15 protein-coding genes are annotated in these 15,407 nt (G+C 58.5%); 5 read left to right on the top strand and 10 right to left on the bottom strand.

The window, feature by feature from the left end; all coding sequences use genetic code 11:
• The first annotated feature begins 554 nt into the window (after window positions 1-554).
• Together V3C20_RS12855 and V3C20_RS12850 are read left to right on the top strand one after the other, a co-directional pair.
• Complete coding sequence (locus V3C20_RS12855) at window positions 555-1,319, top strand: glycosyltransferase (protein ID WP_130082572.1); 765 nt, start codon at window positions 555-557, stop codon at window positions 1,317-1,319.
• Window positions 1,320-1,487: 168 nt separating this feature from the next.
• The gene (locus tag V3C20_RS12850) at window positions 1,488-3,524 is read left to right on the top strand and encodes an alpha amylase C-terminal domain-containing protein (RefSeq protein ID WP_130082573.1); all 2,037 of its coding nucleotides are present in this window, start codon (window positions 1,488-1,490) and stop codon (window positions 3,522-3,524) included.
• A gap of 253 nt (window positions 3,525-3,777) precedes the next feature.
• Here the strand turns inward: V3C20_RS12850 and V3C20_RS12845 are convergent, their stop codons facing one another.
• The 8 genes from V3C20_RS12845 to V3C20_RS12810 form a co-directional block, all read right to left on the bottom strand.
• Window positions 3,778-4,176: a PEGA domain-containing protein gene (locus tag V3C20_RS12845; RefSeq protein WP_130082574.1), complete on the bottom strand. Its 399-nt coding sequence runs from the start codon at window positions 4,174-4,176 to the stop codon at window positions 3,778-3,780.
• Between the two features lie 14 nt (window positions 4,177-4,190).
• Entirely contained in the window at window positions 4,191-4,613 is a 423-nt protein-coding gene (locus tag V3C20_RS12840) for a SufE family protein (protein ID WP_130082575.1), read from the bottom strand.
• 19 nt (window positions 4,614-4,632) lie between these two features.
• Window positions 4,633-5,550, bottom strand: a complete 918-nt coding sequence (gene argF, locus V3C20_RS12835; protein ID WP_130082576.1) for an ornithine carbamoyltransferase — start codon at window positions 5,548-5,550, stop codon at window positions 4,633-4,635.
• A 101-nt stretch (window positions 5,551-5,651) separates the two neighbouring features.
• Window positions 5,652-7,340, bottom strand: a complete 1,689-nt coding sequence (locus tag V3C20_RS12830; protein WP_130082577.1) for a sulfatase — start codon at window positions 7,338-7,340, stop codon at window positions 5,652-5,654.
• A 121-nt stretch (window positions 7,341-7,461) separates the two neighbouring features.
• On the bottom strand, window positions 7,462-9,243 hold the full coding sequence (gene ptsP / locus V3C20_RS12825; protein ID WP_130082578.1) for a phosphoenolpyruvate--protein phosphotransferase: 1,782 nt from the start codon (window positions 9,241-9,243) through the stop codon (window positions 7,462-7,464).
• Window positions 9,244-9,289: 46 nt separating this feature from the next.
• Window positions 9,290-9,556 (bottom strand): HPr family phosphocarrier protein, encoded by a 267-nt coding sequence (locus V3C20_RS12820; protein WP_067572974.1) that lies wholly within the window; start codon window positions 9,554-9,556, stop codon window positions 9,290-9,292.
• 77 nt (window positions 9,557-9,633) lie between these two features.
• A complete protein-coding gene (gene hprK / locus V3C20_RS12815; protein WP_330935395.1) occupies window positions 9,634-10,269 on the bottom strand; it encodes an HPr(Ser) kinase/phosphatase in 636 nt (211 codons plus the stop codon).
• A complete protein-coding gene (locus tag V3C20_RS12810) occupies window positions 10,256-10,603 on the bottom strand; it encodes a hypothetical protein (protein ID WP_330935394.1) in 348 nt (115 codons plus the stop codon). The genes hprK and V3C20_RS12810 overlap by 14 nt, the downstream gene beginning before the upstream one ends.
• 153 nt (window positions 10,604-10,756) lie before the next feature.
• Between V3C20_RS12810 and V3C20_RS12805 the strand changes: the two genes are divergently transcribed.
• From V3C20_RS12805 to V3C20_RS12795, 3 genes are read left to right on the top strand one after another with little or no spacing between them, the layout of a single operon-like run.
• Window positions 10,757-12,097: a dipeptidase gene (locus V3C20_RS12805; RefSeq protein WP_130082580.1), complete on the top strand. Its 1,341-nt coding sequence runs from the start codon at window positions 10,757-10,759 to the stop codon at window positions 12,095-12,097.
• 12 nt (window positions 12,098-12,109) lie between these two features.
• A complete protein-coding gene (locus V3C20_RS12800; RefSeq protein WP_130082581.1) occupies window positions 12,110-12,988 on the top strand; it encodes an ABC transporter ATP-binding protein in 879 nt (292 codons plus the stop codon).
• Window positions 12,955-13,545, top strand: a complete 591-nt coding sequence (locus V3C20_RS12795) for a 5-formyltetrahydrofolate cyclo-ligase (protein WP_130082582.1) — start codon at window positions 12,955-12,957, stop codon at window positions 13,543-13,545. The genes V3C20_RS12800 and V3C20_RS12795 overlap by 34 nt, the downstream gene beginning before the upstream one ends.
• A gap of 114 nt (window positions 13,546-13,659) precedes the next feature.
• Here the strand turns inward: V3C20_RS12795 and V3C20_RS12790 are convergent, their stop codons facing one another.
• Both V3C20_RS12790 and V3C20_RS12785 read right to left on the bottom strand, forming a co-directional pair.
• Window positions 13,660-14,907, bottom strand: a complete 1,248-nt coding sequence (locus tag V3C20_RS12790; protein WP_330935393.1) for a hypothetical protein — start codon at window positions 14,905-14,907, stop codon at window positions 13,660-13,662.
• Window positions 14,873-15,328, bottom strand: coding sequence for a hypothetical protein (locus V3C20_RS12785; RefSeq protein ID WP_330935392.1), 456 nt, complete (start codon window positions 15,326-15,328; stop codon window positions 14,873-14,875). The genes V3C20_RS12790 and V3C20_RS12785 overlap by 35 nt, the downstream gene beginning before the upstream one ends.
• Between the last annotated feature and the right edge of the window lie 79 nt (window positions 15,329-15,407).

Below are 15,407 nucleotides of genomic sequence, written 5' to 3'. Positions count from 1 at the left end.
TCCGAAAAATATTTTATTAAATTTGGGGGCGATGGCTTGCGGAGCTTGGGGCGTTTTTACATCTGATTCACGGCTGCCGTCATTAGATTCCCCTCATGTCCCGGAATGATTCCCTGTTCATGGCTGACGTGACCCGGCAATTCCGGGCTGGCCGGGATGTTGAGGAAATCAGCTGAGACGGCAATTCCTCTTCAGCCATTTTGCGGCAGGCATGTCTACCTGCATGCTGGCTTTCCGTACGGCGCGGGATATTCGGCTTCCGAGCATTCTTGAGTTCTTCCTGTTTTTCATCCGGGGAAACAGTGACCGCACCGTGAGTGTTGACTGGTCGCGGGTCTTGACGAATTGCCAATCCGTTGCAAATTAAATGAATGAAAAAATGCAAATAATATATTCATTGTCAATTGTTTGAAATAATTATACAAATATTTGTTGATCATGATCCCCACCCCTTTTCTAACCTCTAAAAAACTCAATCCATTTATTTTCAATTTTTTCCATTGACAACGGATTGGCAATACTTATGGTTTTTTCAACCTTAATTCTAACAACTTGTGATTCGAAAACTTCACTATTGCTGGTTTGGAGGACCCATTCCCGAAGCGGTTCTGTCCAATGTGGAGAGATGGAAGTCGCTTAATCCGGATTTCGAAATTATCGAATGGAACGAAGACAATATTGATGTGTCAGGGTTTGAATTTGGCAGGAGGTGCCTGGAACAAAAGAAATGGGGATTTCTGGGGGATGTGGTTCGCCTGCAGGCTTTAGTCGAACAGGGAGGATTTTATCTGGATTGCGACATAGAATTGTTCAAACCTTTATCCCTGCTTTCCGTAGATCATCGTTTTGCATTGGGATACATGTATGATTGCGCCTTGGGCACCGCCTTTCTCTATGCCCCTTCACGTCATCCTATTTGTATGGAATTGTTGAATTTATACAATGAAATCAAGGAAGAGTACTGGCCTGTTTCCAATAGCATTTATACAGATTATTTCATTAATGAAGTTCCGGGGTTCCTGCTGAACGGCAAGGCGTGGAAAAATGACCTGGTGGAACTTTATCCCAAAGAGTTTTTCGAGCAGCCTGCCTTCATTCGCTCCCATGGCTTCTCCATTCACCACTGCTGCGGTTCCTGGAAACCGGGCAATAGCCATTCCTTTTCCTTGGACATGGATGCCAACCACCAGGTGAAATGGCTCAAGCGCAAGATCAATACCGCCCTGGCCCTGCGAAGGAACGAGTTTTATACCTGTTACTGCGCCGCCCTCAAAGGGGTCTCCCTAAAAAAGGAATACGAATGGCGTCAAGAGAGATAGCCAGAATCGTTTTGTTTCCGTATGGAGAATTAAAATGAAAGGCTTTTTTGTCCGAAAACGTTGGGAATGGTTGTCCAGTATTTTCGACCTTCCACTACTTGAGAGAAGGAAGAAAACTTCCAGGCTTTCTCCTTGACCCTGCTGATTACGGCGGAGTATCATTGAATAATGAGAAGACCCCCGATTCCCGGCCTGGTGATGGCCGACGGATGGCTGCAGCCGTATGCTCGCCAGATCCGCGACCGCCAGCGTTTGTTTGATCTGAAAATGAAGCGGATCATCCAGCGTTCCGGGACCTTGGAAAGGCATGCGGAAGGATACCGCTATTACGGATTCAACCGGGACCCGGAGACGGGGGCATGGACATACCGGGAATGGGCGCCCGCCGCGCGCGGATTATTCCTGACGGGGGATTTCAACGGCTGGGACCGCAGGAGCCATCCGCTGGTGCGGAATGAACGCGGCGTGTGGGAAATCAACCTTCCTCCGGATTCTCTCGCCCACGGCCAGAAGGTGAAAGTCCACGTGGTGGGGGCGGACGGCACGGGCAAGGACCGGATTCCCGCCTGGATTACCAGGACGGTCCAGGACCCTTCCACCTATGATTTTGCCGGGGAAATATGGATGCCGGAACGTCCTTACGAATGGAGGAACTCCGGGTTTGATCCTTCCCGGGTAGACGTGCCGTTCATTTATGAGGCGCATGTAGGCATGGCCGGGGAAGAGGGGCGCGTGCATACATACCGCGAGTTTGCGGACGAGGTGCTTCCCCGCATCGCGGCCCTGGGGTACAACACTGTCCAGCTGATGGCCGTGCAGGAGCATCCCTATTACGGCTCCTTCGGCTACCACGTTTCCTCCTTTTTTGCTCCTTCCTCCCGTTTCGGCACGCCGGAGGACCTGAAATACCTGATTGACCAGGCGCACGGCCTGAACATTGCCGTGTTGCTGGACGTGGTGCATTCCCACGCCGTGAAGAACGAGGCCGAGGGGCTGAACGACTTCGACGGTTCTGGCGGCATGTATTTTCTGCCCGGGGAGCGCGGCCGCCATCCGGACTGGGATTCCTGCTGCTTTGACTACGGCCGGGACGAGGTGATCGAATTCCTGCTTTCCAACGTCCGGTGGTGGCTGGAAGAGTTCCGGTTCGACGGCTTCCGCTTTGACGGCGTAACGTCCATGCTGTACTTCCACAGGGGACATGAGCCGTTCGGGGAGCTGGGCGCGTACTTCGGCTCCTCCGTTGATCCGGATGCCGTCGCCTACCTGCAGCTGGCTTCCACGCTGATCCAGCGGGTGAAGCCGGGCGCCGTTGCGATTGCGGAAGACATGTCCGGCATGCCGGGGCTGTGCCGTCCGGTGGATGAAGGCGGCATCGGTTTTTCACACAGGCTGGCCATGGGCATTCCGGATTACTGGATTAAGCTGCTCAAGGAGAGGAAGGACGAGGAATGGAGCATGGGGGACATGTGGTACACGCTGACAAACAGGCGTTACGGAGAACCGCACGTGGCCTACTGCGAGAGCCATGACCAGGCCCTGGTAGGGGACAAGACCCTGGCGTTCCGGTTGATGGATGAGGAAATGTACTGGAAGATGGCCGTGGACCAGCAAAGCCTGATCGTTGACCGCGGGATGGCGCTGCACAAGATGATCCGCCTGGTGACTCTGGCCGCGGGCGGGGAAGGCTGGCTGAACTTCATGGGCAACGAATTCGGGCATCCGGAATGGATTGATTTTCCGCGGGAGGGCAACGGCTGGTCCTACAGCCATTGCCGCCGCCAGTGGTCTCTGGTGGACAACCCCGGATTGAGGTTCAAGTTCCTGAACGCTTTTGACCATGCCATGGTGCAGCTGGCCCTGGAGGCGCGTCTGCTGAATAATCCCCCTCCGTTCCCGCTGAATATTGACGAGGAAAACCAGATCATGGCATTCCATCGCGGGGGGCTTGTCTTCGTATTCAACTGGTCCGGGGACCGGGCGATCATGGACTACACGCTGCCCGCACCCCAGAAAGGGGAATGGAAGGTGGTGCTGGATACGGACAATGCCCGGTTTGGCGGATTCGGGCGGCAGGACGGAGCCGTGCACCATTTTACGGATGAAGAGAGCAGGCTCTCCCTGTACCTGCTTCCCCGCACGGCCCTGGTGTTGAAAAGAGTGGGGTCCGCCGTGATGGCCCGTCCCGCTGAACCGGATGCGTAGCGAATGCCGTAATCGCCGCCCTGTCCGGTGAAAGGAATGCGCCTACATCTTTTCCGGATTCCCTGAAGATGCGGATTGGGGAAATGGCGGACGGTTTTGCCGTTTTACAAAAGAAGGGGAGGGCACTCTCCTGATGTCCGGTGAAGCCTGAAGCCGGGAGAAATCCGGGCGTTGCGGTCCCTGATGGAAAAAGGATGGCCGTTGCCTCTCTGAATGGCTGTGGATGAATCAACTTTTCCGGCCCGTGCGCTTACTAAAGCTTATGGCCTTGCTCCCATGCCGGAGGCAGTTTCTCCAGCGGGGGCGCTTCGGAATTCCTCTTTTTGAGACGGATGGTCAGGGTATCGGTCTTGAAGTTTTTAGACTTCTCGTTGTTGAGTCCCCATAGAATGGCCCCTCCCGTGGTCATTTCCGGGTGGAAGGTTTTTTCCGCGGAGTAGTAGCCCGGCTTGTCCGCCGCCACGTGAATAGGTTTGTGCCTGTTCAGGGAGAGGGTGGCGGGAGCCTGCCCCACATACTCCCCGTTGACGCGCAGGCTGGCCCCGGAAGGAATGCTGCGTATTGTCATGTCTCCGGAAGTGCTGCTGCATGAGATGCAGGAACAGGCCGCGGCGGCCAGAAGGGCCAGATGGGGAAGGAGTCTGGAGAACATCGGGGAAGGGACGGTTACTTGTTTTCAACCATGCGCATGGCGGCCTGCTTGATTTGGGCTGCCATGGAGTTGAGGGCGTTGGCCCTGGTGGGCGCCAGGTGGTCCTTGAGTCCGGTCTTGTCCAGCTTGGACATGTCCGCTTTCAGGATTTCTTCCGGCGGCAGGCCGGAGAGCAGGCGTACGAATACGGCGATGAGACCCTTGGTAATCAGGGAATCGCTGTCCGCGTAGAGTTTCAGAAGGCCGTTGTTATCCTGTTCCGTATGCACCCACACCCTGGACTGACAGCCCTTGATGAGGGACTCGTCCGTCTTGTACGCCTCCTCCAGCGGAGGAAGCTTCTTGCCCAGGCTGATGATGTATTCGTAGCGTTCCGTCCAGTCCTGGAACAGGTCCAGTTCGTCCAGCAGGTCTTGCAGGCGTTCTTCGTAATTCATGGCGGGGGGAATGGAAAGGTTATGCCTTGCTGGCTTCGGCAAGCGTGGCGAGAACGGCTTTCTGGGCATGCACGCGGTTTTCCGCCTCCTGGAAGATGACCGGGGCGAAGCGTTCCAGCACGTCTTCCGTGATTTCCTTCCCGCGGTAGGCGGGCAGGCAGTGGAACACGGAATGGCTGGGGGCCGCGTGGGTCAGCAGTTCCTCGTTCACCTGGTAGGGGTAGAAATGCTTTTCCTTGGACTGGCCTTCCGCCTCCTGGCCCATGGAGAGCCAGACGTCCGTGTTGATGACGGAGGCGTCCCGGACGGCTTCCTCGGGGTTTGTGGTAAAGATGACGTTGTCGCAGTCCAGATGCCTGCGGAAGTCTTCCAGAGGCAGGTAATTGGTGGGCGCGCCGATAGCGAGCGTGAAGCCCAGTCGCTTGGCCGCCCACATCCAGGAGCGGGACATGTTGTTGTCCCCGTCTCCGACGAAGGCGATTTTCATGTCCTTCCAGGAGCCGGGGCCGTAAAGCTCTTCAATGGTCAGCAGGTCCGCCAGGATTTGGCAGGGGTGTTCCTCGTCCGTCAGCGCGTTGATGGTGGGAATGCCGGAGAAGGAGGCGAATTCCTCCACTTCCTGCTGTCCGTAGGTGCGGATGGCTGCGCCGTGGATCATGCGGCCCAGCACGCGGGCGGTGTCCTTGATGGGTTCTCCCCGCCCCAGCTGGATGTCATGGACGGAAAGGAACATGGGGCGCCCCCCCAGCTCGCTGATGCCCACTTCAAAGGAAACGCGGGTGCGGGTGGAGGATTTGGAAAAGATCAGCGCCCAGGTCTGGCCTTTCAGGGGAAGGTGTTCATGGTGGCCGCGTTCCGCCTTGAGTTTGTGGCCCAGGGCCAGCAGGTCCCTGATTTCGTCTCCGGTGAGCTGTTCTATGGAAAGGAGGTTTTTCATATGTTGGAAAGGGAATAAAAACAGGAAAGCCGCACCATACTCCCGGTTCCTTTAAAAGAAAAGGGAATAATGCGGCTTTCCGGGGAGGAGAGCAAATGCCTTTAAAGCCTGGCGGCGGCCTGGTCCGGCCACGGCACGGGCGAGCCTTCGCGGGCCCCCGCGGGGTTGTTCTTCTTGTAGGTGGGCATCTGGGCCTTGCGGTCCTTGAGCAGGGCCGTCATGACCTTGGCCATGGCTTTCACCCGTTCGGGGTGCTTGTCCGCCAGGTTGTTTTCTTCGCTGATATCTTCCTTGAGGTTGAACAGTTCGAACTTCTGGGTGGGGTGCCAGTAAATCAGCTTCCAGTCGCCCTGGCGCATGGCGGTGCTGGGGGAATAAAGGGGACTGTTGCCGTTTCCTTCTCCCCACACGTTGGGCGTGTGGAAGAGCAGGGGGCGGTTGGCGGATATCTTGCCGCCTTTCAGCAGAGGAACGAAGCTCTTGCCGTCCACTACCTGGGGCGTTTTTACTTTTCTGGCTCCCGCCATTTCCAGAATGGAGGGGAAGAAGTCTTCAATGATGACGGGCGTGGTGCAGACGCTTCCCTCCTTGGTGACACCGGGCCAATACACGATCATCGGCTCGCGGATGCCTCCCTCCCGGTTGGACCCCTTGCCGAAGCTGAGGGGATAGTTGGATTCCTTGTTGCCCATGCGGCCGCTGATGGCCAGGCCGCCGTTGTCCGCCATGAAAATGATGATGGTGTTTTTATCCAGATTGTTCTTTTTCAGGTATTCCCGGATGTCGCCCAGGCTCTTGTCCATCCCTTCGATCAGGCCGGAATATCTCTTCTCGTTGTCGGACCATTTGTGGCCGTCGTTGGGGTTGGAATAGTTTTCCGCAAAACGCTTGTCGTAGCCGTTCATATTGAATGGAGCGTGGATGGCATAATGGGACATGTAGAGGTAGAAAGGCTTGTTGGATTCCCCAGGGTTCTTGCGGATGGCGTCCAGACGTTTGAGGGCTTCCAGGGTAAGTGCTTCCGTCAGGAAGGTGTCGTTCTCATAATAGTTGTTCTCATCCAGCCCCCGGACATGAAAATTGCCGGTGCCGTATTTCTGGGAGCCCCGGTAATCCGCAGGACCTCCTATTTCCGTACCGGCGATATTGTAGTCGAACCCGAAGAGCTTGGGGTTGGCTCCTGGAGTTTCCTTGCTGCCGAAGTGGGCCTTTCCGCAGTGAATGGTCGTGTATCCCTGTTTCTTGAGCAGGGCAGGGAGAGCCAGGACGGGAGTGAAGGGTTTGTCCATTTTGTACCGGATTTCCTGTTCCGTCAGCGGCAGATGAGTGGTGCCGGAAGATTTGGTGCCTGCCGGCTGAATGCCGTTGACGCTCCAGTCCGGAGGCGCTTGCAGCACCTTGTGGCTTGCATCCGTGGTTTTGTCCCGCAGAAGCGTCCAGTTCGTCACGCGGTGCCGGGCGGAGTTCATTCCGGACATGAGGCTGCATCGGCTGGGGGAGCAGATGGGCTGGGCATAGGCATCCGTAAAGACCATGCCCTGTTTGCCCAGGGCCTCCATGTTCGGTGTGCGGTAGCGTTTGTTCAGGAAGGTGGGTTTGGGCGTGCCGTCGGCTTCCCTCCAGAAAGGCAGGGAGGTATCCTGCCAGCCCATGTCGTCCACCAGGAAGAAAATGATGTTGGGGCGTTTCTGGGCGGCCGGGGCAGTTGCCGCCGGAGTCGCTGCGGAGGCGGAAAAGGCAGTGCCGACCAGGCACAGGGCGAGAGAGGCGGCGGTTTTGGAATATCTCATGGTGAAAATGCTGATAATAATATAACGCACGTGACGCGTGAATCTGTCAAGATTGCATGTCTGCCCAGCCATGTTTTTTGCCGGATGCGGGATAGAACGGTTTCCCGGCCGTGCTCCGGTTTTATTCGAACAGGGCCGGATAGGATTCCCGGGCCAGGGCCAGGCTCAAATTGACAATGGTCCGGCTGTTGGGAGCGCAGAGGGCTTTCCCGGCCATCTCCCGGCACTGGCCGTAGTCCAGATTGCGGATGGCGTAGCGGATGATGGGAACCAGGTGGACGCCCACGGACATGGAGGTGGCCCCCAGCCCCACCAGCAGGGGCAGCAGGGTGATGTCACCCGCCATTTCCCCGCAGATGGCCGTCGGGATGCCTTCCTTGTCACCGGCGGCAATCGTCATGCCGATGATGCGCACCACGGCCGGGTGCGTGGGGCGGAACATGTTGGCCACACGGTTGTTGACCCTGTCCACGGCAATTGTGTACTGTGTCAGGTCGTTGGTTCCCACGGAAAAGAAGTCCACTTCCTTCGCAAGCACGTCCGTCATGATGGCGGCGCTGGGGACTTCAATCATGATGCCCACTTTCAAGTCCCGCGCGTAGGGGATTTTTTCCCGTTCCAGCTCTTCCCTGCATTCCTGGAGGATGTGCTTGGCGGTGATTACTTCCGTATAGCCGGAAATCATCGGGAACATGATGCCGCAGCCGGGCGTGTCCGCGCAGGCGCGCAGAATGGCGCGGAGCTGCTGCTTGAACAGTTCCGGACGGCTCAGGGAAACGCGGATGCCGCGCCAGCCCAGGAAGGGGTTCGGTTCCGGAGTGTCGAGCCGTTCGCAGGGCAGCTTGTCGCCTCCGGAATCCAGCGTGCGGAAGATGACGCCGTGAGGGGCGCAGCCTTCCGCCAGTTTTTTGTAATAGTGCATCTGCTCCTCTTCATCCGGCATGCCGGATGGATTGCCCAGCAGGAAGAACTCCGTGCGGAACAGCCCTACGCCTTCCGCGCCCACCTCCTTGATGCCGGAGTATTCATGGGGGAATTCCACGTTGACGGAGAGCCGGATGCTGCGGCCGTCCCGGGTGACGGTGGGCAGGTCCCGCAGGGCTTCCAGGGCCTTGTACGCCTTTTCCTTCTCCACCTGGAGCCGCTTGTAGTATTCTACGGTCTCCGTGGAAGGCTTGAGGATGAGGACGCCCTTGTAGCCGTCCAGAATGGCCGGAGCGTGGCTTTCCACATTCAGCAGCGCCTGCTCCAGCCCCACCACGGCGGGAATGCCCATGGAACGCGCAAGAATGGCCGTATGGGAAACGGAGGACCCTATTTCCGTGGCGAATCCGTGAATCTGGCTGGCGTCCACCGCGGCGGTGTCGGAAGGCGTTAGGTCGTACGCCACGAGGATTTCGGGCTCTTCCCCGTCCTCCTCGTCTTCCTCCGGCGGTTCCGTGCTGCGCAGGTTGTCGATCACCCGCTGCATGATGTCCTCCATGTCCGCGGTCTTGGCCCGCAGGTAGGGGTCGTCCACGCGGCGCAGGACTTCCATGTAGTTCTGCATGACCACGTAGAAGATATGCTCCACGTTCTGGAGGCGCCTGGCCAGTTCCGTGCGGACCTGGTCGAGGATGATCTTGTCCTGGAGGAGGAGAATGTGGGCGTCAAAAATGGCGGCTTCCTTTTCCCCGGAAATTTGGATCATGCGCTCGCGCAGGGCCCTGATCTGCACCGCGGTCGTCTGAAGGGCGCGGTGAAAGCGCACCAATTCGGAATCCACCTCGTCCGGCTCAATGTCGTAGGCGACCGGTTCCTTGGACCCCTTGATCTGGATCCTGATTTTACCGAGGGCGATGCCGGGAGAAACAGGAATGCCCTGGAGATGTATTTCTTCCGTGGAAATGGGTTCCTGAATCATCTGCGGGCTTTCTGGCCCGGACTCATGGCCATGAGCCGGAATATGTTCAATCTTCTTCGAATTTGCGGGCGACCAAGTCTTCCAGCGCGTCGAGCGCCTGCTGCTCGTCCTTCCCTTCAGCCGTGACGGTGATCTTGGAACCGTGTCCCACGGCCAGCATCATGAGGCCCAGAATGCTCTTTCCGTCAACTTCTTCGCCATCCTTTTCCACGACGATGTCTGCATCAAAGCTGCTGGCCAGTTTGACGAATTGAGCAGCCGGGCGGGCATGAATGCCGAGTTTGTTGATGATGGTGAGTTCCTTGGTAACCATGGAAATAGAAGTAAGGGGTGAAGCGGTTGCTAAAACGGTAAGTACACTAATAAGAGCTTTTTTCCAAGAGTTTTTTGTCAGTCGTCGCTTTCCGGGGCCGGGAAGTTTGACATGAGGCGGCGGTTGAACTCTCCGGCCATATCGATGCCCATGTCCTTGAGATGGTAGTCCATGGCGGCCACTTCCACCAAGCGCGCTATATCCCTGCCGGGGGCCACGGAAAGTTGGACGTGCAATACTTTTTCTCCCAGAACTTCAAGACCTTCCCTCTCCAGACCCAGCCTGTCCAGCTGTTCCTGGTCCCTGGCGGGAATGAGCGTGACGATGAGGTCCAGCCGCTTGTTGTGGCGCAGGGACTTCAGCCCGAACAGGGTAGTGATGTTGACGATGCCCAGGCCGCGCACTTCCATGAAGCCGCGGCTCATCTCCGGCGCACTTGCCACTAGTTCTCCGCCCACGTTGCGCACGTAAACCATGTCGTCCGCCACGAGAGCCGCCCCGCGTTCGATCAGGCCCAGGGCCGTTTCACTCTTCCCCACGCCGCTCTTGCCGCGTATCAGCACCCCCACGCCGCGCACGTCCACCATGCAGCCGTGCAAGGTCATGCTTTCCGCAAATTCATTTTCCAGAATAATGGTGGCGGAGTTGACGAATTTCATGGTAACCAGGCTGGTGCGGAAGACGCAGACCCCGGCCTCGTCAGCCAGTTCCACGATCTCCTGGGGAGGGTCCTGGTCCCGGGAAAAAAACGATGCCCGGCACCTCGCACCGGAACATGCGCTGGATGCGGGATTTGCGCATGCCTTCCGGCAGTTTCTGGAGGTAGGCCAGCTCCGCGGAGCCGAATACCTGGATGCGCTTGTTGGCGAAGTAGGAGTAAAACCCGGCAATGGCCAGGCCGGGACGGTTGAGCGCCGGTTCGCAAATGTGGCGGGTGAGGCCCGCCGGGCTGTTGATCAGCTCAAGCTGGAGGGCTTCCTTGTATTTGCCGTAAAATTTGGACAGGGTGACGAAATCCACTTTTTTTACTTTGGATTTACTGAACATAGGCTTATTAAAGGGACAAACGACGCTTCAGGGCAATCAAATATATTCCCGGACTGCCCCGATGGCCCATTTTTTTGAAAAAAGCCCCGTTCCGGAAGGGAATGCCACACTTTACCTGTTGATTTGAGAGCCCAGGCATGGTCTCATGGTGCCATGAACAGACTGGATCAATTGGCTACGTTGTTAAGGTTTCCCAGCATCTCCGCGCAGAAGGAGCATGCCCGGGACGTGAGCGACTGCGCGGACTGGCTGGTGGACAAGCTCTCCGGCATGGGATTTGAAGCCGTGGCGCACAAGACGCACCGGCATCCCGTCGTGGTGGGGCGCAGCCCCCGGGAAGAAGGCAGGCCGACCGTGCTGATTTACGGCCATTATGACGTGCAGCCCGTGGATCCGGTGGAGCTGTGGGAGTCCGACCCCTTTGAACCGGAAGTGCGCGACGGCAAAATTTACGCCCGCGGAGCCACGGACAACAAAGGCCAGCTGTTCGCCCACATTCTGGGCGTGGAGGAACTCCAGCGCCAGAACGGCGGGCATCTGCCCGTGAACGTGATCTTCCTGCTGGAAGGGGAGGAGGAAGTCGGCAGTGGCAGTCTTTCCCTCTTCCTGAAGGAGCACAGGGATGAACTGGCCTGCGACGTCATCGTTGTCTCCGATACCGGCATGGCCGCTCCGGACGCTCCCACCTTTTCCTACGGCCTGCGCGGTCTGGCGGGCGCGGAAATCATCGTGAAGGGACCGTCCGCCGACCTGCATTCCGGCGTGTTCGGCGGGGCGGTAGCCAACCCCGTCACTGCTCTGGCGGAAATCATCGCTTCCTTTCATGATTCGGAAGGCCGCGTGGCCGTGAGGGGATTTTATGACGGCGTGGAACCCATCGCCACCTGGGAACGCAGCATGTGGGCCACGGTGCCCGGCATGAGCAACGAAGAACTGGCGAAGCTGACGGGAGTGGATACCGTGGTGACGGAAGCCGGGTTTACCGGAGCGGAATGCATTTACGCGCGCCCTACGCTGGAGCTCAACGGCATCGGAGGCGGCTACCAGGGAGAGGGCAGCAAGACGATCATACCCAGCCGCGCCTTCGCCAAAATATCCTGCCGCCTCGTGCCGGGCCAGGACCCGGAACGGATCGAATCCCTGTTGGAAGAGCACGTGAAAACGCATACGCCCAGGGGAGTGTCCGTGGAATTCAAGCGGGAGCACAGCGGCAGGGCCTATGTCTGCGATCCCAACTCCGAATTCGGCCTCGCCGCGCAGCAGGCCCTGGAGGAAGCCTTCGGGCGCAAGCCGGTGCTGGTGCGTGAAGGCGGCAGTATCCCGATCATTGAGGAAATGAAAAACGTGCTGGGAGCGGATGCGCTGATGCTGGGCATGTGCCTGCCGGATGCACGCATCCATTCCCCCAATGAAAACTTCTCCGTGGAACTGTTCACCAAGGGAATAGAAATGAGCCAGATACTTCTGCGCCGCCTGGGGCAGATCAAACGGTAATCCCCCCCTTTTATGGACCAGCCTGCCGCCGCTGAAATAGTCAACCTGCACAAGACCTTCAAGACGGGTCTGGGCAAGCCCGTGGTGCACGCCGTGCGCGGGGTGGACATGAGCATCCGGCAGGGGGAGGTGTACGGCCTCATCGGTCCCAACGGATCCGGAAAATCCACGCTGATGAAGGCCCTGCTGGGGCTGGTGAGGCCCACGCAGGGCTCCTGCTCCATCTTCGGCAAATCCAGCCTGTCCCCGGACAGCAGGGAGGAAGTGGGCTTTCTGCCGGAAAACCCGTACTTCTACAAATTCCTGACCGGGGCGGAAACCGTGGCTTTTTACGGAAAGTTGTGCGGACTCAGTGGCAGAAGCCTGAAGGAAAAAGTAAGGGAACTGCTGGACCTGGTGGGACTGTCGGACGCCGCGGACCGCCGTCTGGGCGGCTATTCCAAGGGAATGCTCCAGCGCATCGGCATGGCCCAGGCCCTGGTGCAGTCCCCCCGCCTGGTGGTGCTGGACGAACCGACCGCCGGGGTGGACCCCCTCGGTTCCCGGGACATCCGGAACATCATTGAAAATCTCAAGAACCGCGGCATGACCGTATTCCTGTGCTCCCACCTTCTGGAGCAGGTTCAGGAAGTGTGCGACCGGGTGGGCATCATCTTCAAGGGCCTTCTCATTGCGGAAGGCTCCATGAACGAACTGACGAGGGACTCCGACAAGCAGGAAATCCTGCTGGAACACGCCTCCCCCCGCCTTCTGGAGGAATTGAAAAAAATGGTACGGGAAGACGGGCGCGCCGTGTGGCTGGAGGACGGGCACCCCCGCAATTCACTGGAAAGCGTATTTCTTAAAAGCCTGCTGGAATGGAAAGCGAAGCACCCCAATCCGGAACAATAGGAGGACTGCCGGCCGCCAAGCGGGAACTGCGCCGCATGATCCGCGGGAGGATTGCGGAACTGGACGCCGCCGCCCGGCAGGCCGTGTCCCTGGACATCTGCCGGAAATTGGCGGCCCTGGCACGGGAAAAGGACTATCGGCGCGTGGCCGTCTTTGCCGCCAGACCGGGGGAGGTGGACCTGTTGCCCCTGCTGGACATGATGCCGGAACGGGAATGGTATTTTCCTTTGGTGCATGAAGGGCGCCGGTTGAGTTTTCACCGCGTGTGCCATGGCGGGGAATTCGTCACGGGCAGCTGGGACATCCGGGAACCCGGTCCGGCATGTCCGGAACTGCACGCGGGGGAACTGGACCTGATTGTTCTGCCGGGAGCCGCCTTCACGCGAGATGGAAGAAGGCTGGGCTACGGAGGGGGGTTTTACGATACCCTGCTGGCCGGTCCGGCGCGCGGCGTTCCACTGGTCGGCGTCTGCTTTCCCTGCCAGCTTCTGGACGACCTACCTGTGGAACCGCACGACAAAAAGGTGGACATGGTCGTCATCCCCGGCATGGAGTAATGCGCATAGCTGCGTATTCCGCAATATTCCGCAAAAGCCCGTTTGCGGAAGTGCGAATGGAAGGGAAAACGGAAATTCCCCGGAGCGGGCAGGGCGCCTGGAAAAGTAGGGGGGTTAAATGCGGAACCGGTGCTTCTGCACGGTCAGCTTGTAGAACAGGTCATAGCGTGCATTGAGCAGGGGCGTCAGGTGCTCCACGCCTCCGGCCACCTGGCCGCGGATATCCGCGTACAGTTTGCGGTAATCTGAAAGGCCGCTGATCATGGCTTCATACAGGGGAGTGCGCAGGCCGCAGTCAATCGCAATGCTCATTTCAGACGCCGCGGAGACGATCTGCTTGGACAGCCGGTACTGCATCCAGGCCAGTCCCAGATTGCTCCCCAGCCACAGGACCAGAGCCACGCCCAGGCAGGCGAATCCCGCCCCGTGTTCCCCGAAGCTGCCCAGCAACGCGCCCAGAATGACCATGACGAGCATCAGCTTAAGTTCCGTCCGCATCACGTCTTCCTGGTCCAGGAACAGCTTGCTGAGGCACGGCTTGATGCCGAAATCCTTCAGCGGCATGTACACGGAGCGTCCCAGCCGTTCCTTGTACACCTCCAGGTCCGCCTGGAGCCGGGCTGCCGGGAATTCCCCGATGTCGCAATCCCACTGCTCCCTGACGCGCGGGCGCACGTGGTTCCAGTGTGTCTGGCAGATGTTGAGAAACTCCTTGTTGTAGTAGGCGTGCCGTTCTTCGATGCCCGACTTGACCAGTTCATAAAACCATTCGTCGATGACGGGGGGAAGCTTGTGCAGGATCATCGTCCTTCTGATGGAAAGGAAGCGTCCCAGCTGCCGGGCGGACTTTTTACCCAGCCGCGGCACGCAATCCTGGACGTATTGCGCGTATGCCTTCAGCCTTGCGGGCATTTCCTCCTCCATTTGAAGCTGGATGCGGTCGATTTCCCGGTCAATGGAAGTCAGGAAGCCGGAATCCAGCTTGGAAAGGCGGTGCAGTTCATTGAGTACCTTCCCCTGTTCCTCCAGCAGGCGGTCCGTGGCCAGCAGCAGGCGTTCCACGCGCCTGTCCGTCAGGGGGCTCCGTTTCAGAACCTCCTGCACGCAGGTTCTCAGGGCTTCCACTCCCTCGCCCGCGCGCTCCCCGGCGGGAGTGATGGGGTACAGGGGAAGCTGAACGCCCAGATGTTCCCGGGAGACGGAGCGCATCTCCTCCTTCAGCGCCTGAAGCTGTTCAAAAGGCAGAAGCTCCGCGTGGGTGATGACCAGCACCATGCGGGAATGGAGCCGTTCCTCCAGCGTTTTCAAATACTCCCAGATGGCGGGTTCATTGCCGTCTTTGGCGGAAATGACGACCAGCACGGCGTCCGACTTGGGGACGATGTGTTTCAGCCGCTGGGGGGGCGGCGGGCTGTTCCAGGCCGATGGTGTCCCAGAACTCCAGATTCAGCAGGGAATCCGACGGGTAGAAGCGGTCCTCCACCCATTCATGGGTGTGCGGGGCGGGGTTGGGCTTGTATTGCCAGCGTATCAGGGTGGCTTCGCTGGAAACGCGGGAGCAGAAATATTCCCCCGCCAAGGCGTCCAGCGTGGAGGACTTGCCGGACCCCGTCAGGCCGATGACGGTGACATTCTGCGGAGTGCAGCATTCCTCCAGCGCTTCCTCCACATCCTTCTGGGAATCGAAATGCCTGTCCGGACCAATGCGAGCGGAAAATGCCGCGGCGGCATCCGCTACGTCCCGCACCGCATGCGGAATCACATTTTTCCCTCCTGTCAGCATGGGCTATGAAATCAAAAAAACCGTCCGGGGCTTTCCCTCCCTCTTCAGCAACCCTACACGCCGCAATTCCTTCTGTCCA

Origin of the sequence: Akkermansia sp. RCC_12PD (assembly GCF_036417355.1) — a bacterium.
GTDB lineage: Bacteria > Verrucomicrobiota > Verrucomicrobiia > Verrucomicrobiales > Akkermansiaceae > Akkermansia.
Note: the sequence above shows the minus strand (reverse complement) of the source record. Positions and strands in the feature narration are given on the sequence as shown.

Coding starts and splice junctions, on each gene's coding strand:
- V3C20_RS12840 (WP_130082575.1), bottom strand. CDS start 4,613: ATGAATTACGAAGAACGCCTGCAAGACCTGCTGGACGAACTGGACCTG.
- V3C20_RS12820 (WP_067572974.1), bottom strand. CDS start 9,556: ATGGTTACCAAGGAACTCACCATCATCAACAAACTCGGCATTCATGCC.
- V3C20_RS12830 (WP_130082577.1), bottom strand. CDS start 7,340: ATGAGATATTCCAAAACCGCCGCCTCTCTCGCCCTGTGCCTGGTCGGC.
- V3C20_RS12850 (WP_130082573.1), top strand. CDS start 1,488: ATGAGAAGACCCCCGATTCCCGGCCTGGTGATGGCCGACGGATGGCTG.
- V3C20_RS12845 (WP_130082574.1), bottom strand. CDS start 4,176: ATGTTCTCCAGACTCCTTCCCCATCTGGCCCTTCTGGCCGCCGCGGCC.
- V3C20_RS12805 (WP_130082580.1), top strand. CDS start 10,757: ATGAACAGACTGGATCAATTGGCTACGTTGTTAAGGTTTCCCAGCATC.
- V3C20_RS12810 (WP_330935394.1), bottom strand. CDS start 10,603: ATGTTCAGTAAATCCAAAGTAAAAAAAGTGGATTTCGTCACCCTGTCC.
- ptsP (WP_130082578.1), bottom strand. CDS start 9,243: ATGATTCAGGAACCCATTTCCACGGAAGAAATACATCTCCAGGGCATT.
- V3C20_RS12785 (WP_330935392.1), bottom strand. CDS start 15,328: ATGCTGACAGGAGGGAAAAATGTGATTCCGCATGCGGTGCGGGACGTA.
- argF (WP_130082576.1), bottom strand. CDS start 5,550: ATGAAAAACCTCCTTTCCATAGAACAGCTCACCGGAGACGAAATCAGG.
- V3C20_RS12800 (WP_130082581.1), top strand. CDS start 12,110: ATGGACCAGCCTGCCGCCGCTGAAATAGTCAACCTGCACAAGACCTTC.
- V3C20_RS12795 (WP_130082582.1), top strand. CDS start 12,955: ATGGAAAGCGAAGCACCCCAATCCGGAACAATAGGAGGACTGCCGGCC.